Origin of the sequence: Shewanella fidelis ATCC BAA-318, from assembly GCF_000518605.1 — a bacterium.
Lineage (GTDB): Bacteria > Pseudomonadota > Gammaproteobacteria > Enterobacterales > Shewanellaceae > Shewanella > Shewanella fidelis.
In genome coordinates this window covers 138179-164424 of record NZ_JADX01000017.1, presented here as the reverse complement: position 1 = coordinate 164424, position 26246 = coordinate 138179, and the positions used below count along the sequence as shown (strand labels likewise).

Below are 26246 nucleotides of genomic sequence, written 5' to 3'. Positions count from 1 at the left end.
AACAATGAATACAGACACACAATTAGCAACGGATGCACAGGCAACTATGCCAATAATTGTAAGCGAAGCCCTTGATACACTCACTTTACCTTTTGGCGGCAGTCGCTTAATTGAAGCCAGTGCTGGTACAGGTAAAACCTTTACCATTGCAGGTTTATACGTACGTTTACTGCTTGGCCACGGTATCGACACTGCACTGACTTGTGAGCAAATCTTGGTGGTAACCTTTACCAATGCTGCGACCGGTGAGCTAAGGGATCGGATCCGTAAAAAAATTCAATTAGCCTATCGACGTTTCATTGGCTTAGAAGTCAAAGATGAGTTAATTAACGCACTCTATGACGCCACCCCTGCAGATGCTCTTCCTGTCGCGAGAAAACGCTTAGACTTAGCGCTAAAGTCGCTAGATGAAGCGGCTATTTATACTATTCACGGTTTCTGTCAGCGTATTTTGGCCGACATGGCGTTTGAATCATCACTGTTATTTGAGTCTGAATTCACCCTAGATGACAGTCAATATTTACACCATGCTGTACGGGATTTTTGGCGTGAGAGATGTTATCCCCTTAGCGGCAGTTTAGCTGATGTCATTCAAGCAAAGTTTAGCGATCCTGACGCTTTATCTCGTCAATTACGCTCAATACTAGGTGCCAGCAACGCGGTAGCTAAGCCTGTACCGCCAGCTTTTGATAAACTTGAAACCAGTCTTAACGACAGCCTGAATCGTTTCAAGCTCAATTGGCCCAACGCCCGAGAGCAAACAGCAGAACGATTGCACTCACTCCCCCTCAACGGCGCACGATTCGGTAAACAGGCTGATGGTTACCCTAAGCTTGCGATCATGCTCGATGCACTTGATAACTGGGCTAATCATGGCCAAGGCTTGCCACCAGCCAAAGTGCTCGAGGCGTTATCACTGAATAATTTAAAGTTAAATAAAGGCGGCCAAATTCCAACGCCACAACAAGCGCCTGAGCTTGCGCATATGGAGCGCCTTGCTGAATTAATTTCAAGCTTAATTCCAAGCTTTTTATACTGTGCCCGAGAAGGGATCGCGAAACGCTTTATCGCGCAAAAGCTTGAGCGTAACTTACTCACGCCAGATGATCTGCTACTTACCCTTGCAGGGGCATTAAAAGCGTCTAATGGTTCAAGCCTTGCCAGCAGTATCAGCCAGCGCTTTCCTGTAGCGTTAATCGATGAGTTTCAAGATACCGACCCGTTACAGTATCAAATATTTAATCGTATTTATCAGTCAGACAATGATGCGCCCACCAAAGCGCAGTTAAGCTTATTGATGATTGGCGATCCTAAACAGGCTATTTATGCCTTTCGTGGCGCCGATATTCACACCTATATTCATGCACGCCAGCAAACAGCAAAACATTACAATCTAGATACCAACTATCGTTCAAACCAACAGATGGTTGAGGCTGTTAACGGTATATTCAGCCAGAAAGATGACCCCTTTATAAGTGCTTCTATTCCATTTGAGTCGGTAAAAGCCTCCAGCTTTGCCCAAAATAAAGTGCTAACCGAGCAGCAAACTGACGCCAGTGCTTTACGCTTACGATTACTCTCTGAAGAAGCTGAAAAAGGCTTAAATAAAACCACAGCACGTCAATTATTGGCCAACGACGTTGCCGATGAGATCACCTCGCTGCTGACAGATGCACAGCAAAACAAGTGCTTAATTGACGAAAAGCCACTTAGAGCCAAAGATATCGCGATTCTAGTACGAGACAGACACGAAGCAAATGTCGTCAAGTCAGCGTTAAACCAACGTCAAATTGGCGCGGTATTTCTGAGCCGAGATAGTGTATTTAATACCCTAGAGGCACGTGAGTTAGCATTAGTGTTATACGCGATTAGCGATCCCAAAGATGAGCGCGCACTTCGCAGTGCCCTTGCCACTTCGCTACTCGGTTACAGTGCTGATGCGATCCATCAGTTCAATCAAGATGAAGATAGACGTCAAGCATTACTCGAGCAATTTGCCGAGCTCAATCAAGTATGGTTAAAGCGCGGGATCATGCCAGCCCTGCTCACCTTAGCCAGTCAAACGCAAATCATTGAACGTTTGCTTAGTGACAGTGATGGCGAACGCCGTTTAACCGATTTTCGGCATTTAGGTGAACTACTGCAGCAAAAAGCCACTGAGCTTGATGGGATCAGCGCACTTATCAACTGGTTTGAACAGGCGCTTATTGAAAATCAACCTAGCGAGGAAGCCCAATTACGCTTAGAAAGCGAGCAAAACCTCGTACAGATTGTCACCATCCATAAAAGTAAAGGCTTAGAATACCCAATCTGCTTTATTCCTTTTGTCAGCTTAAGTAGAGACAATCGTAAAAAGCCATCTCCTATGCTCTATCACGATAATAATCAACTTATTTGGGATATTGAGCAGACCGATGAGGGCTGGGAACGACAAAAGCGTGAAACTTTGGCCGAAGATCTACGCCTACTCTATGTGGCATTAACCCGACCTGTCTTAAAGTGCTATTTATACATTGCCAACCATAGCCGCTTTACTAAAAAGTCAGGCATGACAAGTCAGCTGCATGAAACAGCCATTGGTTATCTACTTGGTATTGAAGATAAAGCCTGTGATTACGATAGACTTTTGACTCAAGCAAAACGTTTACAACAAACATGCCCAATTGCGATGAGCTTGCAAGAGCTACCAGCTGCAGGCACGATTAATGCTGCTGAAACAGAGCTACAAATCTTAGAGAATAGCGATGATACGCCACGCCACTTTGCTGCGAAAACGCTGACGAGAGTCCCTATGACACCTTGGCGTGTTGGTAGTTACTCAGGCTTAGTGAAACACCTTGCCCATGAGAAGGTTCTGCCAGGAGCCGATGACGAAGTGTTTCCGGAAGTGGCGGACATCACAGATGAAGTTGATGAAACGCCGTCTCGTTTTACTTTTGAGCGTGGCGCTAACGCCGGTAGTTTTATGCATTTAGTATTGGAGCTAATTGACTTCACCAATGCTAATACTGATTTAGATGAGCAGTTGCCTGTTGCCATGCTGAAATACGCCATAGACGAAAGCTGGACACCAGTCCTAAAAGAGTGGTATCTAGATTTACTCCATGCGCCATTAGCCACAGATGGTTCATTAGTGCTAGCTCAACTAACCCCACAGCAAAAGTTAGTTGAAATGGAGTTCTATCTACCAATTAACGCCCTACAAGCCGATAAACTCAATGAGTTACTAATAGAATACGGTTATAGCGCAGGACTCAACTTTGATGAACTTCAAGGCATGCTAAAAGGCTTTATTGATTTAACCTTTGAACATAATAACCAGTATTTTATTGCTGACTACAAATCGAATCACTTGGGGAATGACACTCAGCTTTATCATGCTCACAATATGCAACAAGCAATCCGTTCACATAGGTATGATCTGCAATACATTATTTACACCCTAGCCCTACACAGATACTTAAGCTTACGTATGGCAGATTACGATTACGATCAACATATAGGTGGTTGTTTTTATCTATTTTTGCGTGGTATGTCGGCAAATGCACCTCAATCAGGTGTGTTTTATGATAAACCTGCAAAGGCCCTTATCAATAAACTTGATAACTTATTTGGTCAATCAGCTGCGGAGGTCCCATGCTCGTAACCGCAAAGCCAATTAATGAGTTACTTAAAATTTGGCAACAAGAGCGCTTAATCACCTCTTTAGACCGCCATTTCGCGCTAGAAATGACTAAGCTGCATCAACAAGAACAGCCGCTGTTTACCCTTATTTGTGCGCTTGTCAGCCAACATCTATCGAACCAGCATACCTGCTTACCGTTAAGACAAATCGATTTAAACAATCCACTTAAAGAGCAGAACAGCCAGTGCAAGATCGAGCTAGATCTAACACAACTAACCGAACAGCTGTTAGCTTTTGACGGCATAGCAACAGTCGAAAATGCCGCCAATAATCCGCTTATTTTAGATAAAGGTAACTTGTATCTGCAGCGTTATTTTGATTACGAAAAAGAGGTAGCTCATTCGCTAAAGCGCTTAGCCGCTAGCGGTCCTTTACAGGACGAAACACAAATTCAACAGTCAAATGTTTTACTTAATCAACTATTTGCAGCAAATGAACAAGAGTATGACTGGCAAAAAATCGCTGCTGCGACTGCGCTTACCAAAAAGCTTGCAGTGATCACTGGCGGCCCCGGTACTGGCAAAACGACCACGGTCACCAAGTTGTTATACCTATTGTGCGCACGTCAAACACTCACCATTCGTTTAGTGGCGCCTACAGGTAAAGCTGCGGCTCGTTTAAGTGAATCAATTAAAGCATCCAAACAACGATTAGCTGATGATCTTAACCAAGCAGGAATGGCTGAATTAGTTAAGCATATTGCTAATATTCCTGAAGAAGCTGCGACCTTGCATCGTTTGCTTGGGGTGATCCCCAATTCACATGAGTTTAGGCATAATAAAGATAACCCGTTACGGCTCGACCTACTCGTGATTGATGAAGCCTCTATGGTTGACTTACCCATGATGCATAAGGTGTTGTCAGCTCTACCTGCAGATGCAAGCCTCATTTTACTCGGCGACCAAGATCAGCTTGCGTCAGTAGAGGCCGGCGCAGTACTAGCAGACATTTGCGCAGGCTTAAAACAAAAGTCTAAAGTCACAAATCAAAGTCGCTGGCATATGCGCTACTCACCAGTGCAAGCTGAGTTATTAGGTAAGCTTACCGATAGTCCCTTATCAGGTTTTGTTCATAACGATCCAAAGATTGGCGATAGTTTGTGTATGCTGATGCACAGCCATCGTTTTCAAGGAGATGCGGGTATTGGCCAATTAGCGACTGTCGTTAACCAGTCTGATCTCGAGCGAGTAAAGCAGGTATGGCAAACCGGCTATCAAGAGTTACTGTGGATTGAACATAGCATGGCTAACCCAGCAAATATGTCCGCAGCATCGATGAACTCACAAAACAATCAAGGGCTTGAGCAACTGCTTCAACAAGCGGTGACACAATACGGCCATTACCTCAATGCCATGACAGCCGCTGAACCACACTCAGCACAACAAATTATTGATAGCTTTAATCAGTATCGTATTTTATGTGCTATGCGCGCAGGAGAGTACGGAGTTGATGGGATCAACCAAAGTGTCACCACAGCCCTAGCGGCAAGTGGCTTAATTAAGCCAGAACAGGAGTTTTACGCCGGAAGGCCGCTGATCATTCAGAGTAATGATTATAACCTTGGCTTATTTAATGGTGATATCGGACTGATCCTACCTGATAGCGCCAGCGAAACAGGCCGCTTAATGGCGCACTTTATTCAAGCAGATGGTAGTTTATTAAAAGTCTTACCTGCCAGACTGCCGAGTCACCAAACTTGTTACGCTATGACAGTGCATAAAAGCCAAGGCAGTGAGTTTAGCCATGTATCGTTAGTGCTGCCGACTCGGCCAAGTGTTGCCCAGCAGCAACTACTGTCAAAAGAACTGATTTATACCGCGATAACTCGTGCTAAACACCACTTTACCTGTTTAGGTAGCCAAAGAGTATTTGAACAAGCATGTCGTTGTTTAACTCAGAGAGCATCTGGCTTAGCGCAACGACTATGGCGCGATGACTAGCCGAACAGTCCTATAACCAACTTAAATGTAAACTAAGCGTAAAATGCTTAACTAACTCGGATATAAAAGCAGCATTCAAGCAATAACCGCTATGGATCACTTGCATTAAAAAGCGATTACGCCATAGTGATAACATTCAGCACAAGACGCTGAACGACTCAGGGCGAACAAGCATTTATACTGTATCGATAATTGGGCAACGGCTGGAGATAAAATGACCCAAAAGAATATATTACTATTGTGTGGTGGCGGTGGCGATGAACACAGCATATCACTGTTATCTGCCAATTATTTTGAAGCTCAACTAGCGACTTTAGCTCATTTCAATGTGCTACGAGTAGAGCTTAATGCCCAAGGCCAATATCACACCGCAGCAGGTGAGCTTTGCGAACTCACCAATAGCAGACAACTTCGCTTTAGCGACTCAGATAAGACTGCATGGAATGTCGATTATGTGATCCCATGTATTCACGGTTATCCGGGTGAAACAGGTGATATTCAATCCTATTTTGAGTTGATTAACCTGCCCTATTTTGGTTGTGATTCAGAAGCGAGTAGCAACTGTTTCAACAAAGTCACAGCGAAAATGTGGTTTAGTGCACTTGGGATCCCTAACACGCCCTATATTTTCTTAAACGAATTTAATGACGACGCAGTCAAGCAGACAGAGCAAGCGCTCGAAAAATGGGGCTCTATTTTTATTAAGGCTGCATCACAAGGCTCATCTGTAGGCTGTTATCGAGTAGACTCCATTGAGCAACTCGCTAAGTCATTGCAACAAGCCTTTACGTTTTCACCTTATGTGGTCGTGGAGAAAACCATTAGCGCTCGCGAATTAGAGGTTGCGACCTATGAAGTTAATGGTGAAATCATCGCCACCAAACCGGGGGAAATCATCTGTGCCAGCAATACATTTTACAGTTTCGATGAAAAGTACGCCGATAATAGTCAAGCACAAACCGTGATTGAAGCGGATGTCGATGCAGCTATTGCTAAGCAAATTCAAGACTATGCTATTAAGGCATTCAAAGGGATGAAACTGCGTCATTTATCTAGAATTGATTTCTTCTTAACTGATGAAAATGAGATTTTACTGAACGAGATTAATACCTTCCCAGGACAAACACATATCTCTATGTTCCCTAAGATGTTGCAAAACCATGGCCATGATTTTGCCCAATACTTATCAAATAATATTTTAGCTCAGCTACAAGATTAACAAATACAGTTGTGTCGATAACGCTTTAGTTAAATAGCAAAGCCAGCGCATAATGCGCTGGCTTTTTTATACTAGTTAATATTAACTTACCAACCCTCAACCCCCTGCATATCTGGAAGATGATGAGCAATGCCCTTATGGCAATCAATACAGGTCTTTTCACCACTGGCTAACGATGTCGAATGCATCGCTGCCGCTCGCGGAGATTGACGAGTAAAGTCCATATAGTCAAAGTTGTGGCAATTACGGCACTCTAATGAGTCATTAGCTTTCAAGCGTGCCCACTCATGTTCAGCAAGCTCACGTCTTTTAGCTTCAAACTTTTCAGGTGTATTAATGGTTCCAAACACCTTGCCCCATACCTCTTTCGATGCTTGCATTTTACGGGCTATTTTATCGGTCCAATTATGTGGCACATGACAATCTGGACAAGTTGCTCGAACGCCGCTGCGGTTAGTGAAATGGATTGTTGATTGCATCTCTTGATACACATTATTTTCCATCTCATGACAACTAATACAAAATGCTTCTGTATTAGATACTGACAGCGCAGTGTTAAAGCCTCCCCAAAATATCACTCCAGCAATAAAACCGCCGAGAGTAAGAAAGCCTAGACTGTAATGCACACTTGGCTTTCTCAATACTACCCACACTTTTTTTAGGGTAGCGAGTAATTTCGCAATCATAGCTGCTCCTAGTGCTTAGCTTCTTTGTTAATGTCGGCTTTAATCAAGGTGTCCATATCGACAAAGTCATTCGGCACTAATAATTTTGCATCGAGTTGCGGAACATGGCACTGGGTACAGAAATAACGTCTTGGTGAAAGTGTCGCCAAAAAGTTATTTTCTCGATCCATATAATGAGTCACGCTTACCATAGGTGCTTGCGAATCCCCAGTGCGACTACGGTCATGGCATGACATACACTTATTCACTTTCAAATTGACCTGATAGCCATCAATCTTATGTGGAATAACCGGTGGTTGCATCGGGTAGTTACGAACCTCTTTTACATCAGAATTAATCACCTTCTGCATCGCAGGCGGCGTAGGTTCGACATTAAGTGGTGCTTCACGTAACGTCGCAATTTTATCTGCAGGGATCGGCTCTGCCGATACACTGAAACTACTGCTTAGCAACACCGACACCAAAGCGACAGCTGATATACCTAGTAATGTTTTCATGATATTGCTCCCTATGCTTTGACGATTTTGACGGCGCACTTTTTAAAGTCAGTTTGCTTAGACAGAGGATCTGTAGCATCTAAAGTGACTTTGTTAATTAACTGACTAGCGTCAAACCATGGAACAAACACTAAGCCTACAGGTGGCTTATTACGCCCTCTTGTTTCTACCCGGGTTTTAATTTCACCTCGACGAGAGATAACTCGAACCTCATCACCACGGCGTAAACCCCGTTTCTTAGCGTCTTGTGGATGCATAAAACACACAGCATCAGGAAAAGCACGATAAAGCTCTGGAACTCGTTGAGTCATTGAACCTGAATGCCAATGCTCAAGCACTCGTCCGGTAGAGAGCCAAATATCAAACTCTTCGTCAGGTGACTCCGCAGCATGCTCATATGGCAAAGCAAAGATAACCGCTTTGCCATCTGGCTTACCGTAAAATTGATAACCTGTTCCCGCCTTAACATAAGGGTCGCTACCTTCTTTAAAGCGCCACTTAGTCTCTTTGCCGTCAACAACAGGCCAGCGAAGACCATGAACTTGGTGATAGGTATCAAATGGTGCGAGATCGTGGGCATGGCCACGACCGAATGTTGCGTACTCTTCAAACAAACCTTTTTGAACATAAAACCCGAAGTGCTTCGCCTCGTCATTCAAGTATTTGCTGTCGGTATCAGACAATGGGAACTTTTCGACATTACCGTTCTGGTATAGCACTTCAAATAGTGTCTTGCCTTTGAAATCTGGATTAGCTGCCAGTACCTCTGCAGGCCACACTTCATCAGTAGTAAAGCGCTTAGAAAACTCCATTAGCTGCCAGAGATCTGAGCGTGACTCTCCTGGCGCTTTTACCATTTGATGCCAAAATTGCGTGCGGCGCTCAGCATTACCATATGCGCCCTCTTTTTCGACCCACATCGCAGAAGGTAAAATCATATCAGCAGCTTGGGTAGTCACTGTCGGATAGGCGTCTGAGACGACAATAAAGTTTTCAGGGTTTCGATAACCAGGTAGGCCCTCTTCGTTAATATTGGGACCGGCTTGCATATTGTTGTTCACTTGCACCCAGTACATGTTCAAATCACCGTCTTTTAGACGACGGTTTTGCTCAACAGCGTGATAACCGGGTTTAGGTGGGATCACACCACTTGGAATACGCCAAATTTTCTCCGCTTTAGCTCTATGCTTAGGGTTGTTTACTACCATATCTGCAGGTAGACGATGTGAGAAGGTACCTACCTCACGTGCCGTACCACAGGCTGAAGGCTGACCCGTTAGTGAGAAAGGACTGTTTCCGGGTGTTGAGATTTTCCCAGTTAACAAATGGATGTTATAGATCAGGTTATTACACCACACCCCACGAGTGTGTTGGTTAAAGCCCATGGTCCAAAAAGAGGTAACTTTTCGTTGAGGATCAGCGTACAACTCTGCAAGCTCAATCAGCTTATGTTCAGGCACGCCTGACAACTCACTGACAGATTTAACATCATAATCGGCAACAAACGCTTTAAAGGCATCAAAGTCAATCGGTGTTGAGTCGCCGGCAGTTTTTACATTTTTAGCCGCCTTTTGCAACGGATGAGATGGACGCAAACCGTAACCGATATCGGTTTCACCTTTACGGAAGTTAACGTGCTTATTAACAAAATCCCAATTCACTTTATCGTTTTGAATAATATAGTTAGCGATAAAATTAAGAATCGCTAAATCAGTTTGCGGCGTAAATACAATGCCTAAATCTGCAAGATCAAAAGAGCGATGCTCAAAGGTCGATAACACAGAGACCTTAACGTGAGGTGCACTTAGACGACGATCCGTAACTCTGCTCCATAAGATAGGGTGCATTTCAGCCATATTTGAGCCCCAAAGCACAAATGCATCGGCAGCCTCCATATCATCATAACAGCCCATAGGCTCATCAATGCCGAAGGTACGCATAAATCCACCTACAGCAGATGCCATACAATGGCGCGCATTGGGATCGATGTTATTAGACCCAAAACCCGCTTTCATTAATTTAGAAGCGGCGTAGCCTTCCCACACAGTCCATTGTCCAGAACCAAACATACCCACTGCAGTAGGGCCTTTCTCTTTAATGGTTTTTTTCCATTTTTGCGCCATAGTGTCAAAAGCGGTATCCCAAGAGATAGGCGTGAACTCACCATTTTTGTCGTACTTACCATTGGTCATTCTAAGCATTGGCGTTTGCAACCTATCATTGGCATACATAATCTTTGATAGAAAATAACCTTTAATGCAGTTAAGCCCGCGGTTAACTTCACTCTCTGCATCGCCGTGAGTCGCAACCACTTTACCGTCACGAGTTGCAACAATCACCGAGCAACCTGTACCACAAAAGCGACACGGCGCTTTGTTCCATTCTAGTTTTGTTTCTTCAGAACTTGTGATTAAGTTACTTGCTGTTGCAGGTAAGGCTAAGCCAGCTACACTTGCAGCAGTAAGTGCTGCATTGGCTTTCATAAATTCGCGTCTGTTCATTTTCATTGTTCACCCTCTTCAAGCACTTCACTTTGGTGGTAAACCATTGCAGCCGATAACACTCCAGGAATGGCGTTAATAGTTTCGATATCTGTCATTAGTGACTTCTGGCTATCGCCCTCAAGCACCACAACCAATTTCACTTCGTTATTAACCGACAATTCAGCATTATTCATTTCTATGATGGCCTGCCTAACATTGGACATCTGCTCTGGTTGCACTTGGAGTACCAAGCTCGTTACGTGAAGTTCATTGCTCATCTGTATCACTCAATTCATTAATATTATTGTTTTTGTAAGCTTATCCAGCACCAGGTGGGCCGGTTAGGATTTGGCTAAACCAAATTGCAAAACCTAAACCTGATACAAGTAAAACGGATAAAAGTGGGGCGAGAAAAACTGTTAGAAAGATGAATATTCTAAACTCGAGTTTTTTTTCATCATTGGCTGTGGAACTCATAAAATCCTCCAACAAGTGGGGCTGCTAGCATCTATTTATTTTGAGTTTGATGGTGTAAGGGCATTGTTAAACTGTGTTTTACGGTTTATATGGAATGCCTTTCTCCGATAAAAATGATATCAATTACTTAACAATCATCTGTATACCCACAATTCGGTAAACCTACCTCCATGTTGATCCAGATCATCGTTTGAGGTCATTCAGTGCACTAAAACCATATCCTAAACCAATAAATCGATTAAAAGCGCAAATAAACCAGTAATTAAGTAATTGATGACATACTAAAACATGGTTTATAAATGATTAAATTTCAACCAGAAAGGCAGTATTGATAACAAAATATTCACTTAGAGGTATTAAGCTTACTTTAAGAATGGGTAAAAAATAACCAGTCAGTTTTAATCTTTTTGATAACGAGACACCGCTACACATGAGGTCACTGGTCAAAAAATTAGCCCGAGCTAATTACCAGCCTTCAACGCCTGCATATAGCATGCTGAAGAATTGAAAATATTCATTTTTTTGTCGTGAACATACAAGACCATGTAGCTAACAACGAGTGAAAAGATTAGTAAAACTCACTTTTCAGGAGCCTCTTCGGTTAACTGGTTTTGTGTTGTTCCCCTTTATAAGCGAATATTGGCTTTTGTGAGTACTCGCCTTGAACTCGCTTGTCAAATAAAGGCCTGAGTTGTTCACAGTATTAATTAACTTTTACTCAATATAATCAATATATTGTATAAAAAAACGCACCTAAAATAGGTGCGTTTTATCTACTCTATGTGAAGCGTATGCTGAATCAGCTTAGGCTTGAGCGATTTGATTTAATATACGTTTTTCAGAAATTGGATATGCGGTACCAAGAACTTGAGCAAAACAAGAGACACGATACTCTTCGATCATCCACCTTGCTTCAGCTAGGCTATCTGGCACAGGTTGCGATTTAGGTAGCTTAGCAAGTTGCGCTTTTAACAAATCTTGCACCTTATTAATACTCAACATATGCAAGCGGTCACGGTTAGGATCAACCGGTAATTTTTCTAAACGATTTTCGATACCTTTTAGATAACGGATCAAATCAGTTAGGCGTTGCCAGCCGCAATGTTCAACAAAGCCTTTAAACACAAGTTGATCTAATTGGCTTTGAATGTCACTCATCGCAAAGGCGATATCTAAGCTAATTTTGCCCTTTAAGCGCTTTTTAATTCGGTTATATATAGTTAAGATTTCTTCTACTTTTAACGCGATTTTTTCAGCGGTAGGATTGAGCTCTTGCCTTACCCAATCTTTTGCTTCGCTAAACGCGGTTTCTGAACGGACATCTATGCCCTTCTCATCCAGAAGTTGCTGTACAGCAGCCGATAAAATGTCATCGATTAGAATATTAACTTGGCCAAACGGATTAAAGTACATTGCCAATTTAGCTTTATTTGGCAAGGATTTTTGTAGATGCTTAACCGGTGAAGGAATGTTCAGTAGCAATAGACGTTGCAAACCAATTCTATGCTGCTTCTGTGCTTCAAATTCATCATCAAATAATTTGATCGATACACTGGTTTTGTCATCCACCAGCGCTGGAAATGCTTTAACCTCGAAGTTTCCTTTACGCTGTTCAAACTGTTTAGGCAAGTCGCCAAATGTCCACTGCTCAAGACCCTTTTGCTCTATGCCTGAATCAGCAACACGACGAATAGCTTTTACAACCTGCCCCTGCATACTGGCTTTTAGCGGCTCAAGCTCACGACCTTGCGCCAGTAACTTGCCTTTATCGCCTTCAATTTTAAAATTAACCAATAAGTGCTTGGCTAACTGTGTTTGATCGAAATCCTCCGGCGATATACGAGTACCACTCATACGAAGTAACTGTTTGCACATAGCATCAATCAGTGGCAACTCAAAAGGTGCCATCGCCTGCAAACACGCTTTCGCATAGTCTGGTGCGGGCACAAAGTTACGTCGCAGCGCTTTAGGCAAAGACTTAATCAGCGCGATACACTTCTCTTCACGCAGTCCCGGCACAATCCAGTCAAACTCGCTATCATCAATCTGGTTAATTAATGCCACCGGAATATGCACTGATACGCCGTCATCTTCGAGTGAAGGCTCAAAATGATAGCTCACTTTTAGTGCCAAATTGCCTTTATGCCATTTCTCTGGAAAATCCAACGCTGAGATATGCTCATCACTGCGTTGCATCAAAGACTCTCGTTCGAAATCAAGTAGATCTGGCGTAGCTTTTTTGGCTGTTTTCCACCATTTTAAAAACTTAGGTGCGTTGTAAATACCATCCGGGATCTTAGGCTCATAGAATGCGTATAAAGCTTGCTCATCCACCAAAATATCACGACGACGCGACTTATGCTCTAGGGTTTCAATATCCAGCAGTAGCTTTTGGTTTTTAATAAAGAAAGCTTCATTAGTACGTAACTCACCATCCGCGAGTGCTGAGCGAATAAAGATTTCTCTCGCTTCAACTGGCTCCACAGGCCCATACTGCACTTTGCGACGATTGACAATTTGCAAACCGTAAAGCACTTGATTTTCTAATGCGACCACCGAGCCCTGCTTAGACTCAAAATGCGGTTCAACGTAGTTCTTTTTCACTAAATGGCTTGCGAGGGGCTCAATCCATTCAGGTTGAATTTTGGCACAACAACGAGCAAATAATCGTGAAGTTTCAGTCAGCTCCGCCGCCATAATCCACTTAGGGCCTTTTTTGGCTAAAGGCGAGCCCGGAAATACAAAGAAGCGTCGATTACGTGCTCCTAGATACTCGTTATCTTTGTCTTTGAAACCAATATGACTCAGTAATCCCGTAAGCAATGAGCGGTGTAAGCCTTCATAGTCGAGCTCTTCTGCTGGGGAATTAAGCTTCCATTTTAGTTCATGGGTAGCTTGTCTTAACTGTGTATATAAGTCTTGCCATTCACGTACGCGCAAATAAGCTAAAAACTCTGTTTTACATTGCTTTCTAAACTGGCTACTCGATAACTGCTTTTGACTCTCTTTTAAATAATCCCAAAGGTTTAGCCATGAAACGAAATCTGAATCTTTATCGGTAAAACGATTATGAGCCTGATCTGCCGCTTGCTTTTTATCCATAGGTCGTTCGCGCGGATCTTGGATAGACAATCCCGCGGTGATCACTAATGCTTCGTGTAAACAGCCATTCTGCTGGGCTTCAATAACCATTCGCGCCAGACGTGGATCGACCGGAATATGCGCTAATTGACGGCCAAGCTGGGTAAGATCGAGTCTATCTTTCTTTTTAACTACTGCTTGCAACTCTTCAAGTAACAAGAAGCCGTCGCGAATGTAACGCGCATCTGGCGGCTGGATAAACGGAAAACCTTCGATATCGCCTAAACCAATCGACAACATCTTCAAAATCACTGACGCTAAGTTAGTACGCAAGATCTCTGGATCGGTAAACTCTGGCCGCGAAACAAAGTCATCTTCGCTGTATAGTCGGATACAAATACCTGGTGCCACACGACCACAACGGCCTTGGCGCTGGTTTGCACTGGCTTGGGAAATAGGCTCAATAGGTAAACGTTGAACCTTTGTTCGGTAACTGTAGCGGCTAATACGCGCAGTTCCAGGGTCAATCACATAACGAATGCCCGGCACAGTTAATGATGTTTCAGCTACGTTAGTGGCCAATACAATACGACGACCAACATGGCTTTTAAACACCTTGGACTGCTCGCCATAAGATAAGCGCGCATATAGCGGTAAAATTTCAGTATCTCGGTAGTTACGACGATTTAATTGCTCAGCGACATCACGAATTTCTCGCTCACCATTCATAAAGATCAAAATGTCACCAAGGCCTTCTTGCATCAGCTCATCAGTAGCAGCAAAAATACCTTCGATTAAATCTAAATCATCGTCTTGATCTTGTACTAACGGTCGGTAACGCGTTTCAACCGGATAAGTACGGCCTGATACTTCAATGACTGGCGCATTATTAAAGTGCTTCGAAAAACGCTCAACATCAATGGTGGCCGAAGTAATAATCACTTTTAGATCTGGGCGTTTTTTCAACACACTTTTTAAATAGCCCAAGATAAAATCAATATTAAGACTACGTTCGTGGGCCTCATCGATGATAATAGTGTCGTACTGGTTAAGGAATTTATCATTGGTCAGTTCAGCCAATAAAATACCATCGGTCATCAATTTGATGTACGAGGTATCATTAATCGCATCAGCAAAACGTACTTTAAAACCTACAGCTTCACCTAGAGGTGTGTTCATCTCTTCGGCGATTCGGGTGGCTACACTTCTCGCGGCTAAACGACGCGGCTGGGTGTGGCCAATCAAACCACGACTACCTAAGCCTAACTCTAAACAGATTTTAGGTAACTGGGTGGTTTTACCTGAACCGGTTTCACCAGCCACAATAACCACTTGATTTGCAGCTATCGCGTTAGCAATTTCATCGCGCTTTTGAGAGACAGGCAAGCTATCTGGATAAGTAATACTTGGCCGATTGGCAAGACGCTGCTCAACTTTTTGACGTGACTCTAGTGCAACAGTTGCTAGCTTTTCGAGCGCTGCTGTTTTCTTATCTGAGTCAGGCTCTTTTCTAAGCCTAAACAGACGACGCCTAATATAGGCAGCGTCAGCTTCATAACAGTGTTTTAAGAATGCGTTAGATAAAAGATGCTGTTGCGAGCTCAAGTGCAAATTCCATAGCCAAGATCAAAGATCTACGATCCTAGCAAGGAACGCTGTAGGTTGGTATAGCTGGCTACAAATACTTTATCGCCATAACAATAAAATCGTTAGTTTCGGGAGTATTTGTCGATTTTACCAGCATAAAAAATACAAGTAATGGACGCCACTCAATATGTTTTATGCTGATCAATAATCGGTTTATTTCGCTCTTTCATAGTCTCAAGCGACAACAATCAATGTGAATAAAAGCAATTATGCCGGAGTGAGATAACACTGCTGCATATACGTATTAATTGCCGCTAAAACATTAGTACGGTTAATTGTGCCTACTACCTTTCCATCTTGCACTACTGGGTAAACTTTAGGTTTAGCCCCTAACATCTGCTCAGCTAGATGCAGCACACTCGCATCTGGCGTAACAGATAATACATCTGTACGCATACAGTCTTTTACAATCGCGGTTAAATCACAGTGATAACTGCTTTTAAGCATTACTGCTAAACAGTCTTGCTGTGACAAAAAACCCACTAACTGACCGTCAGTTTCAACGACCGGCGCGCCTAACTTTTTATTATCCAGCAGCTTTTCAACTGCAGTAGCTAACGACATTGTCGGCGTTAACAATACAGGTTGGCGATCCATATGCTCTTGTACGTTAATTGAGTCCATTTCGTTCCCCTATTTAGTTGTTCTACTGTTAGTTTAGCTAAGATTAAACAACTGATGAGTAGTAAAAGTGATAACTGCAATAAAAATGTAGATTAACAGTCACTCAAACAGTAACTCGATGCATATATGCAAAGACAATATTCAAGGGGCAGATTGTGGTAATGACTTTAGGCTCACCTGAATTTAAAAGATTTAGTGACTCCGCCCCGCCAAAGATGCAAACTATTATCATTATCAATAAAAGAGATGTATCAATGAAAAATATTGCAATATGGGGTGCAAGCGGTGGCTTAGGCGCGGTAATGGTAGACTATTTCCATCAGCAAGGTATAAATGTTATCGCCATCGCTCGTCATCCAAAAAACAACCCTAAGATTAACGACTACCAACTGACGTCCATTTGTTGTGATGCTACAGTTCAAACACAAGTTGAAGCCGCAGTCTCCAAGCTACCAGATAACACCATTAATATTTCAACAATGGGCAGTTTTCGCTGCAATAATCCCGTTGATTACATTGGCCATCGTCACTTAATTAATGCTTTAGAAAATAGTAAGGCTAAGCGTTTGTTATTAGTGACATCACTCGGTTGTGGTGATTCGTGGCAATATCTATCGCAGGGAGCTAAACGAGGCTTTGGTGCGGCAGTTCGTGAAAAAAGCCTTGCAGAAGCTTGGCTGCAAAGTAGTAACTTAAATTACACCATACTTAGGCCAGGCGGGTTAAAAGATGGTGAACCGACCAACCAAGGTCAGCTTTCACAGCAAATTGAAGTACACGGCGCTATTACCCGCGGAGAAGTTGCACGATTGAGCCATGAATTACTGTTAAATAATGGCAGCACCGGCCAAATTTTTCAGTGCATTGATCCTAATATTACGGCCTACTAACAATACAGGGCGGCAACTGCCGCCCTAATATCTACACTACATAAATAACTGATGTATTGAACTACTTTTACTTTTTATTAAGTGGGTTTGTTAGAGTTTTACCACTTTACCTGTCAAGGCAACACCCGCGACAAATGTGCCTGCTCCGCATTGAAAAGTGTCTTTACTCGATGTCAGCTTATTCTTGTAGTTTGATTTTATATCAACCACAGCATTGCCACCTTCTTTAACCGCCCTTTTTTTCAGTGCAATCATTGCTGATAGAAATACCCACTGACATGCTTCTTCATCTGTCTTATTGAACGCGTTGGTTTTTTTATTGGTTTTAAACTCACCAAATGACGTTTTTGGCTCACTATATTGCTGGTCGCCAAAATAAAACTGCATATCAGTACCAAGCTTTTGCTTAGCGACTTCACTGCTTAGTACGCTGTCGATTGAGTAAGCGGCAATATCGTCTCTAGCTGTTGCTTGAGCCGACAAAATACATGAAGTGATTAGTACGATTAACGGGAGTTTTTTCATATTATTAATTCCATTTATTAATATAGGTTGATTGGTCATTAAAAAGTCACGTAAGCCTGACATTGTCCATCCAAACACACAAGGGCCGATACTGAGCTTACTCTATTAAAAGGGAGTTTTAGCAAACTAATGCAAGGCAAATGTAGCATTAGTTACAATAACAAAAAAACCGAATAACTAAGTTATTCGGTTTTAATCGATCTTATATTTTACGATAAGACATTATTTACAAAGAGGTTCTCTGAAACTTACACCTGTATCCCACGGCTGCTCAATCCAGGTATCTTGTGGAATATCTACAATGTAGTTATCAACGAGTGGCTTACCTGCAGGCTTAGCGCATACCGTCACAAACTTGGCTTTAGGATAGATTTCACGCACGATTTTTGCTGTCGAACCACTATCTACCAAATCATCAACAACAATGAAGCCTTCACCATCACCAGGTGCTTGCTTAATAATTTTTGATTCACGCTGATGATCATGATCGTAACTAGAAATACAGATAGTATCGACATGACGAATACCAAGTTCACGTGCAAGAATTGCTGCTGGTACTAAGCCGCCACGACTAACAGCAATAATACCTTGCCATTGTTCAGCTGGTAGCAAACGTTCAGCCAATTCACGGGTGTAACCTTGCATTTGATCCCAAGTGATCAGAAATTTTTTGCTCATGTGCAACCTTTTTATGCGAGTACGCTTTTTTAGAGGGGAAGAGATTGCGCGGCATTTTGGCTTTTTATTCATGGTCATACAAATAAATATTAGTGAGCTATTTCACAAATTTTGATTAACTGCTTATTCAGCACACCTGCTCACTCTGAGCTTAAGCTGAAGCGTTAAAATATCGGTTTGTTTTTATGAATAAAATTTGCAGCTTTTGTTGTAAATAAGCGAGTTACTTGTGTTGACTCAGTCATCTGCTTAGCTAAATATCTATCCAGCTTCGTCGGTTGTTAACGCTTGGGCTTTTAGCTGCTGATATTTTTCTAATACACCGTTACGCACTAATCCTCGTTTTACGTTAGTACACAACTTGCCAAATTGACGGATCTCATCAAACTGTGGTGTTCGTCCGTTAGCAATCGCACTCTCCCAATAGCTCAACTCGCTATCCACTAGCTCTAATAACTTTTTCGGACAACCGATACAGCTTTCTTCAGGCCCACAAGCAAATGTATCAGACTCATACAGAGGCAGTTCATCTTTTACCTGTGCAATAATCTGCAGCATAGCAGTTGCCCTATCAGGCTTTTTAACTGAGGGGATTGGTTGTTCCATTGGCGTACTTCCAATAAAAGATGACGGTTTCATCTGCGAGCTTATTACAAGCGAATAAATTTGCAGTCAGTGAATTATAACCCCTTAACAGTTATTTTAGTGAATAATAATTTATCATTTTAACCAATTAAAAAGCCCTAACACTTTCAGTGATAGGGCGATTCACTTAGCTGATTGCAACAAATCTATTTAAGACTATAAATCTGACCAGATCATCACCTGCGCCGGCTCATTGTTTTTACGTGTTGCGCGGTACATACCTTCAGTATTGAACGGTGTTGCTATATTGCCCCGTTGATCGATAGCAATTACTCCCCCCGTTCCGCCTGCAGTGATCAGCCGTTGATTAATCACTTCATCCGCCGCCTGAATAATCGATTTGTTTTGATATTTCACTTTCGCGCAAATATCCCCTGCCACATGATAACGAATAAAATACTCACCATGCCCTGTCGCAGAGACTGCGCATACGCCATTTTCAGCATAAGTTCCTGCACCAATAACTGGGGAATCGCCGATACGGCCAAAACGCTTAGCTGTCATACCGCCGGTGGAAGTGCCCGCTGCTAGGTTACCATTTTTATCTAACGCAACAGCACCAACAGTACCAAACTTATAGTCAAACTCACTGTATTGCAGCGCACTTTGCTGATAGTTATGACCCAAACCATTGCTAGCGTGGTAGTCAGCATTTGATTCCGCTTTGCGGATCTTCTCTTTTGCTGACTGTAATTGTTGGTAACGCTGCTCGGTATCAAAATGATTAGCCGGCACCAACTTGTAGCCTTGAGTTAGAGCAAACTCTTCAGCGCCTTGACCTGATAGCATCACATGGGGTGATTTTTCCATTACCGTAATGGCTAAATCTATAGGATTTTTAATGTGCTTGACCCCTGCCACTGCACCGGCATTCATGGTTTTACCATCCATAATAGAGGCATCTAACTCATGCGCGCCATCAAAGGTATAGACCGCGCCAAGACCTGCATTAAACAATGGGCTGTCTTCTAAAATATTAATTGATGCCTTTACCGCATCTAAACTATCGCCACCTTTGGCTAAGATTTTATAACCGGCATCAACCGCCTCTTGCAGCTTAGCTCGATAGGCTTGCTGTTGCTCTTGGGTTAGATTGGCTTTAGAAATGGTCCCGGCGCCACCATGAATGGCAATCGAGAAAGGTTTATCGTCAGCGACAGCATTAACCGACAAACCTGTAGATAAAACCATCAACAATACGCGACTCAAAGCTTTATAATTCACGAACCCTATCCTAATTTTATTTATTTGCCTTCTTTGTAACCATTTTCAACCATAATTACAATCAGCAACTTGCTTGAACTGACGATTGTGGTGACAATAGATCGTCTTGATGGAACCCATAATAAGAGTCTGATTTTTGTTAATAAGTTTGTTTCGATTACTAGTCTCAACTTTATTAGTTGCCAGTTTAACTATGGCAACATTTTCCGTTCGTGCAGACGACTGGTTAACCATCGATATTAAAGGTGTAAAAGGAGCGCTAGCTACCAACGTAAGAGCTCACTTAGGCAGCCTTCCTGACTCCAGCGTACAACGAAGAGCCTTTATATTTAACGCCGAAGACAATATTGAGGCGGCTATGCACTCTATGGGCTACTACCACAGCAAAATCACCCAAGATATTGTGAACAATGGTGATAAGCCATGGCGCTTAAACTTAACCATAGATCCCGGTGAGCCGACGCTGATAAGCTGGATAGATATTCAAGTCAAAGGTGAAATGCAAACCGACCCGCTATTTGAACAGTGGTTAAGCCAATTGAAAATTCGCCCTGGTGATAGACTTAATCATGGCGTATATGACGATATCAAATCACAATTACTGACACTTGCCCTCGCTCGTGGCTATTTCGATGGTAAGTTTGATCTCGCCGAAATTGTAGTGGACCGCGACTTTAATACGGCCAAAATCGCCTTATACTACAATTCAGGCAAACGTTATCATATAGGTGAAGTCACTTTTACTGGCCATACTCTTGAGCCCGAGCTCCTTGAGCAGTTAGTGCCATTCAAACTCGATGCGCCCTATAGCACAGGTAATCTTGGTCAGCTTAATCGACAATTATTAGATACTGGCTACTTTTCTAATATTAAAGTTTTACCTTTAGTAGAACAGGTTGAAGGCTTACAAGTACCAATAAGGGTGGAGCTTAGTCCTCGACCTGATCATTCTATTGAACTTGGTTTAGGTGCCGATATCGGTAATACAGTTGATAACAGTCTTGAGCCAAGAGTTCGAGTGACTTGGCGTACGCCACAAATTAACAAATACGGCCACTCTCAAGAAACTTCAGCCGAGTGGTCGCCAGACAAACCTAAATTCCTAACAACCTATACTATCCCACTCACCCATCCGCTTGATGATCAACTCAAACTGCGCATTGGTATGCTACGTGATAAATACGGGGTAACCCAAGTTTACGACAGCGAAGACCGCCAGTTCGACAATACTGGTCAGTTAGAGTCATCAAAGATGCTCTTTGCCGCGATTCGCCAACAAAGGCTACAAAGCAAATGGTTATTTAATTATTCCGCGGAAGTCATGAAAGAGAATTATCAGCAATCTGGTGTCGATTACGATCCACGCTACGTGTTGTTTGGTACAAGCTTATCAAAAACCACTCGTGGTGATAATTCACTGGATCCAAAATCAGGATTCTTTCAATTTTATAGTCTAGAGTACGCGGACCCAAGTTTAGGCTCAGAAGTCAGGCTCGCCCGTTTACAAACAAAATTTAAGTGGATTGATACCTTTTTTGATAAACATAGAATAGTGTCGCGCTTAGATATGGCAGCGAATCTCACTAGCAATAACTCCCTTGCGGATATACCGCCTTCACTCCGTTATTTTGCCGGTGGCGATCAGAGTATTCGTGGTTACAGTTATAACGAACTTGGCCCCTCAATCGATTCAATTAATGATGAAGGTCAAGTTGTTCGCGAAGTCGTGGGTGGCCGCTATTTGATGGTTGGTAGTATCGAATATCAGTACTATGTTACGCCATCGTGGCGAGTGGCAACCTTTGTCGATGCAGGTAACGCGTTTGATGTTAACCAAGTTGAACTGGTGACATCTGTAGGTGCAGGTATTCACTGGATCTCACCTATTGGCCCGGTGAAACTCGACGTTGGTGTTGGCCTAAAAGAAACCGATACAATTAGCCGGCCTTGGCGGATTCATATCACCATGGGAGCTGAACTATGATCGCGCCAGACGACCAAACAGCTGCTGAGCCAAGTGGCGGATGCTCTGCCAAAGTTAGCCTGCGTTCAAAATTATGGCGCTGGTTTAAATTATGTAGCCGAGTCATCATTTATGCACCACTGCTACTACTTATTAGTCTCGCAGTGTTAATTGGCACTGAGTTTGGCAGTCATATCAGCGTAAAGCTTGCCGACATGTTTGTACCCGATCTTGAGCTTAGTTATAAATCAGGACAAATTAACCGCCAGCTTGAACTCAATTATGGCGCTTGGCAAATGAATGGCGTTGCCGTTGAGGTCAGCGATCTGGTTCTTGCTTGGAACCCGATGTGCTTAATGCAAAAGCAGCTGTGTGTTGAACAGTTAGCCAGTTCAAAAGTTAATGTGGAAATCGATACCCAACTAATAGGTTCTGAAAGTGACGATTCTGTTGGCGATAGCAACCTAGATGAACAAGCTCAATTAGATAACCCCGAAGCGGAAAATCAACAGATCACTCTGCCTTTTGGGATCACTTTGAATAGTGGTGAGCTCAAAAATGTCACGGTTCGCGTTAATGATATGGACTTTAATGCTAATCAGCTCGATTTAAGCGCAGAGTGGTTGGCTACAGGGATCCGAGCAAGCTCAATTTATTCGGAAGGCTTATTGGTTTCTATTCCTTTTGAAACCGATGAAGATGACGCCAAACAACATGCAGCCGATGCTACTAACAACGCATCAACAACAGCTAAAAATCAGCCAAAGACGCAGCAAACAACTGTTGATACCGAGCTGAATGACCAGCATCATTGGGCCATGGCAAACTTGCCACAAGTGTTTATGCCAATCCCGGTGTTTGTCGAAAGCCTAGATATCAATAACGCTGAGCTCATCTTAGGGCCTCGTAAAGATAACTTCCAATCTCTGCACTTAAGTGGAAGTTACCAGCAATTTCTCATCAATATCGACGATTTTAGAGCAAGTCATACATATGGTGACGTACGTTTGCTTGGTCAAATGTCGTTGATTGACGATTATCCAATGGAGATCACTGCCAATGCAAAACTTAACAGCGTTGCTGAAGTTCCAGGGCTTAAAAACCAAGATCTCGATATAAGCTTAAGCCAAGGGTTCGCACAACTTAAAAGCCATATTATAGGAAGTGGTCAGTTTGATTTTGATATTGAGTCCAGCATTGCATTAGCCAAACCAGATCTGCCTTACACCCTTAACCTAAGCGCTAAGCAATTACAGTGGCCACTAAAGCAAGCTGACTATGTCGCACAGAACATCAAGTTAACAAGCAAAGGTGATTTATACAAACAACAAGCGTCAGTGCAGGCGTTATTCTCTTCACCATTTCAACCGAGTATTGATCTCGATAGTCAGTTTAGTCACCAAGGTAGCCAGTTAACTTTTACTAAGCTACACGCGAGAAACAGTAAACTTGGCGAATTAACCGTGCAAGGCGCGCTCGAATATGGTCAGCAACTGGCATGGGATGCTAAAGTCGCCAGCCAACAATTTGATATAAGCCAGCTCACTTTGAGCCCAGATAACCCATTACCCGCAAGCGAGATCACAGGTCCGTTTAACACCAAGGGCCAATTCAATTTAACTAACAACGATTGGCAAGTTGAACTCAGTAATGCCAAGCTTAATGGCCATATCATGCATTACCCCCTCGAAGTAGATGGTGATCTGGCACTCAACCAGCAATGGTTTATCAGTTCCAATGGCTTAAATGTCAATGCACTACAAAGCCATCTATATGTAAAAGGAACTGTAGATAAGAATTGGGCGCTAAATGGAACGCTAACAGTACCAGATTTAAGCTTATGGCAGGCGCAAGCAAGTGGAACCATCAATGCTGATATAGCTGTTTCAGGGGAAAATGAGCATCCGGATCTTAGCGTTAACCTAACAGCAGAAGATCTACAGTTCCAATCAATCGAGCTAAATAAGCTTTCATTAAATGGACACTATAAGCCTTTTGATAATCATGACTTTAACGCTGAGATAAACCTCGTTGAGTTAAAGTACCAAGATCTTGAGTTAGCGAGTATCAACCTTAATGCTGAAGGAGATTTAGCTAAGCAAGCTTTACAGATTAACTCTAAAGGAGATCTTGGATTAACCACGGCTGTAACGAGTCAATTTGATGAGAAAAACCAGTTAGTCGATGCACAAATTAATCAATTAACGCTACGATCTAAGCTAGGTGATGTGTCGCTTGAAAAGCCACTAAAGGCTGAATATTCACTCAATAATCAAACAGGTCTGCTGCAGGCATTCTGTCTGTCACATCAAAGTGGCAATCTATGCGCTAATACAGATACCAAATTAGGTTTAGACGGCAAAACAAGCCTGCAATTCAACGGTGACATCGGTAAGTTAGTCAAGCCTTGGTTGCCTCAAAGTCTAGACTGGACAGGGCCGGCTAGCCTCACTACGAACTTACAATGGTTTGCTGATAAAAAGCCAACGGGCAATCTGGAACTGCAACTAACTGAAGGCAATATTGACTTTAAAGCAACCAATAATAGTAACGTTGCGGTTGGTTACAAATCGGTGCAAGTACGCAGCAAACTCGATGAAAAGCAGCTGCAAACATCCGTTGCGTTAGAGTCTCATGATATTGCCAGTTTAGACGCTAATCTAGGTATTAATGTGACGCCAGATAGAGCTATGAAGGGTAAGTTCTCTCTACATAAAATCAATTTAAAAGCGTTAGCCGTACTTGTGCCTGAGCTAGAAGTATTAGAAGGCGTAATATCAAGTGAGCTAAATGTTGCAGGTAGCTTAACTGATCCACAAGTCTCTGGAGAAATCGCACTCAATAATGGTGCAATTATGGCTACCGCGAACCCTACCCTGTTAGAAGACATCGATCTCGATTTTATCTTTGCCGGTAAAAAAGCCCAAATCGATGGTCAACTGAAAATGGGCGAAGGCCTTGCTTATGTTGACGGTCAATTAGACTGGGCGCAGCAAAAACTGAAAGGTGCATTTGATGTTAAAGGCAACGATCTTGCCGTTATTCAACCACCGCTGGCCATTTTAAATGTAGGTACCGATTTACACGTTAACTTTACTAATGAATCATTTGATGTAACCGGTGATATAAATGTACCGTCAGGAAAAATAACCATAGTGCAGTTGCCTGAAGGCGGTGTTGCTGTGTCCAAAGACGTGGTCTTTGAAGACAGCTTAGCCACAAAAGAAGCGAAAGCGTCACCGCTGGCGGTATCTGCACAAGTGAACCTCAATGTTGGTGATAACCTGCGAGTAGATGGCATGGGACTCGCCGGGAAGCTGCAAGGAAAACTCGAGCTTAAACAAGATCCATTTAGACCTCCTCTGATGTTTGGTGAAATCAAAGTGGTTGATGGCAACTATAAATTTATGGGACAAACCTTAGAGATCCGCGCCGGTGAAATGCAGTTTATCGGACCTATTGACGTACCTAACCTCAATATTGAAGCTGTTCGAGAAATTAAAGATGAAGATGTAATCGCTGGTGTGCGCATCACAGGTACGCCGATGAAGCCGATTGTGAACCTATTTTCAAACCCAACTAAAGAGCAAGCTGAAATTTTAAATTATATTGTTCGTGGAACAGGACTGAGCAATAACAGTGTCGATCAAAATAGTGGCCTGATGATGGGAGCGGCATTAACCCTAAGTAACCAGATAGGTGGTGGTGCGATTGGCAATATTGGCAATACTGCAACTGGACTAATAGAAAAGATAGGCTTTTCTAATGTACAGCTCGATGCTAATGATGACGGCCGTTTTGCCATCAGTGGTTTTATTGGTGACAACCTAATGGTTAAGTATGGAGTGGGTGTATTTAACCCAGGTTATGAGATGACTGTAAGGTACTATTTACTATCGCAGCTTTATCTGGAAACCGTTTCAGGCACCATTGAGCAATCATTAGATCTGTATTACAGCTTTGATCTGTAACCTATATATAA

General features: G+C 42.7%; 17 protein-coding genes. 6 read left to right on the top strand and 11 right to left on the bottom strand.

Annotated features, from left to right (window positions below; translation table 11 throughout):
* Positions 1-4 precede the first annotated feature (4 nt).
* From recB to L884_RS0108920, 3 genes are all read left to right on the top strand, one after another.
* Positions 5-3646, top strand: a complete 3642-nt coding sequence (gene recB, locus L884_RS0108930) for an exodeoxyribonuclease V subunit beta (RefSeq protein WP_028767175.1) — start codon at positions 5-7, stop codon at positions 3644-3646.
* Positions 3637-5625: an exodeoxyribonuclease V subunit alpha gene (gene recD, locus L884_RS0108925; RefSeq protein ID WP_028767174.1), complete on the top strand. Its 1989-nt coding sequence runs from the start codon at positions 3637-3639 to the stop codon at positions 5623-5625. Before recB ends, recD begins: the two co-directional genes overlap by 10 nt.
* Positions 5626-5839: 214 nt before the next feature.
* Positions 5840-6844: a D-alanine--D-alanine ligase gene (locus tag L884_RS0108920; protein ID WP_028767173.1), complete on the top strand. Its 1005-nt coding sequence runs from the start codon at positions 5840-5842 to the stop codon at positions 6842-6844.
* An 86-nt stretch (positions 6845-6930) separates the two neighbouring features.
* Here L884_RS0108920 and L884_RS0108915 read toward each other — a convergent pair whose 3' ends face one another.
* From L884_RS0108915 to L884_RS0108885, 7 genes are all read right to left on the bottom strand, one after another.
* Positions 6931-7530, bottom strand: coding sequence for a cytochrome c3 family protein (locus L884_RS0108915; RefSeq protein ID WP_028767172.1), 600 nt, complete (start codon positions 7528-7530; stop codon positions 6931-6933).
* An 8-nt stretch (positions 7531-7538) separates the two neighbouring features.
* A complete protein-coding gene (locus L884_RS0108910; RefSeq protein ID WP_028767171.1) occupies positions 7539-8027 on the bottom strand; it encodes a nitrate reductase cytochrome c-type subunit in 489 nt (162 codons plus the stop codon).
* Between the two features lie 11 nt (positions 8028-8038).
* Positions 8039-10528, bottom strand: a complete 2490-nt coding sequence (napA, locus tag L884_RS0108905) for a nitrate reductase catalytic subunit NapA (RefSeq protein WP_028767170.1) — start codon at positions 10526-10528, stop codon at positions 8039-8041.
* Positions 10529-10530: 2 nt separating this feature from the next.
* Positions 10531-10788 (bottom strand): chaperone NapD, encoded by a 258-nt coding sequence (locus tag L884_RS0108900; RefSeq protein WP_028767169.1) that lies wholly within the window; start codon positions 10786-10788, stop codon positions 10531-10533.
* A 40-nt stretch (positions 10789-10828) separates the two neighbouring features.
* Positions 10829-10987: a periplasmic nitrate reductase, NapE protein gene (locus L884_RS0108895; RefSeq protein ID WP_028767168.1), complete on the bottom strand. Its 159-nt coding sequence runs from the start codon at positions 10985-10987 to the stop codon at positions 10829-10831.
* An 804-nt stretch (positions 10988-11791) separates the two neighbouring features.
* Positions 11792-15673, bottom strand: coding sequence for an ATP-dependent RNA helicase HrpA (gene hrpA / locus L884_RS0108890; protein WP_028767167.1), 3882 nt, complete (start codon positions 15671-15673; stop codon positions 11792-11794).
* 249 nt (positions 15674-15922) lie between these two features.
* The gene (locus L884_RS0108885; protein ID WP_028767166.1) at positions 15923-16339 is read right to left on the bottom strand and encodes a CBS domain-containing protein; all 417 of its coding nucleotides are present in this window, start codon (positions 16337-16339) and stop codon (positions 15923-15925) included.
* A gap of 254 nt (positions 16340-16593) precedes the next feature.
* On the opposite strand from L884_RS0108885, the gene L884_RS0108880 reads away from it, so the two are divergent.
* Positions 16594-17229, top strand: a complete 636-nt coding sequence (locus L884_RS0108880; protein WP_028767165.1) for an NAD(P)H-binding protein — start codon at positions 16594-16596, stop codon at positions 17227-17229.
* A gap of 90 nt (positions 17230-17319) precedes the next feature.
* Here L884_RS0108880 and L884_RS0108875 read toward each other — a convergent pair whose 3' ends face one another.
* The 4 genes from L884_RS0108875 to L884_RS0108860 all read right to left on the bottom strand — a co-directional run bounded on the left by L884_RS0108875 (position 17320) and on the right by L884_RS0108860 (position 20268).
* Positions 17320-17754 carry a hypothetical protein gene (locus L884_RS0108875; protein WP_028767164.1) on the bottom strand — a complete coding sequence of 145 codons (435 nt, stop codon included), beginning with the start codon at positions 17752-17754 and terminating at the stop codon, positions 17320-17322.
* A gap of 222 nt (positions 17755-17976) precedes the next feature.
* Positions 17977-18432 (bottom strand): xanthine phosphoribosyltransferase, encoded by a 456-nt coding sequence (gene gpt / locus L884_RS0108870; protein ID WP_028767163.1) that lies wholly within the window; start codon positions 18430-18432, stop codon positions 17977-17979.
* Between the two features lie 261 nt (positions 18433-18693).
* Positions 18694-19038, bottom strand: coding sequence for a hypothetical protein (locus L884_RS0108865; RefSeq protein ID WP_028767162.1), 345 nt, complete (start codon positions 19036-19038; stop codon positions 18694-18696).
* A 195-nt stretch (positions 19039-19233) separates the two neighbouring features.
* The gene (locus L884_RS0108860) at positions 19234-20268 is read right to left on the bottom strand and encodes an isoaspartyl peptidase/L-asparaginase family protein (RefSeq protein ID WP_037410691.1); all 1035 of its coding nucleotides are present in this window, start codon (positions 20266-20268) and stop codon (positions 19234-19236) included.
* Between the two features lie 226 nt (positions 20269-20494).
* Between L884_RS0108860 and L884_RS0108855 the strand changes: the two genes are divergently transcribed.
* Positions 20495-22285, top strand: a complete 1791-nt coding sequence (locus L884_RS0108855; protein ID WP_037410672.1) for an autotransporter assembly complex protein TamA — start codon at positions 20495-20497, stop codon at positions 22283-22285.
* Positions 22282-26235, top strand: a complete 3954-nt coding sequence (gene tamB / locus L884_RS0108850; RefSeq protein WP_028767159.1) for an autotransporter assembly complex protein TamB — start codon at positions 22282-22284, stop codon at positions 26233-26235. Before L884_RS0108855 ends, tamB begins: the two co-directional genes overlap by 4 nt.
* The last annotated feature ends 11 nt before the right edge of the window (positions 26236-26246 follow it).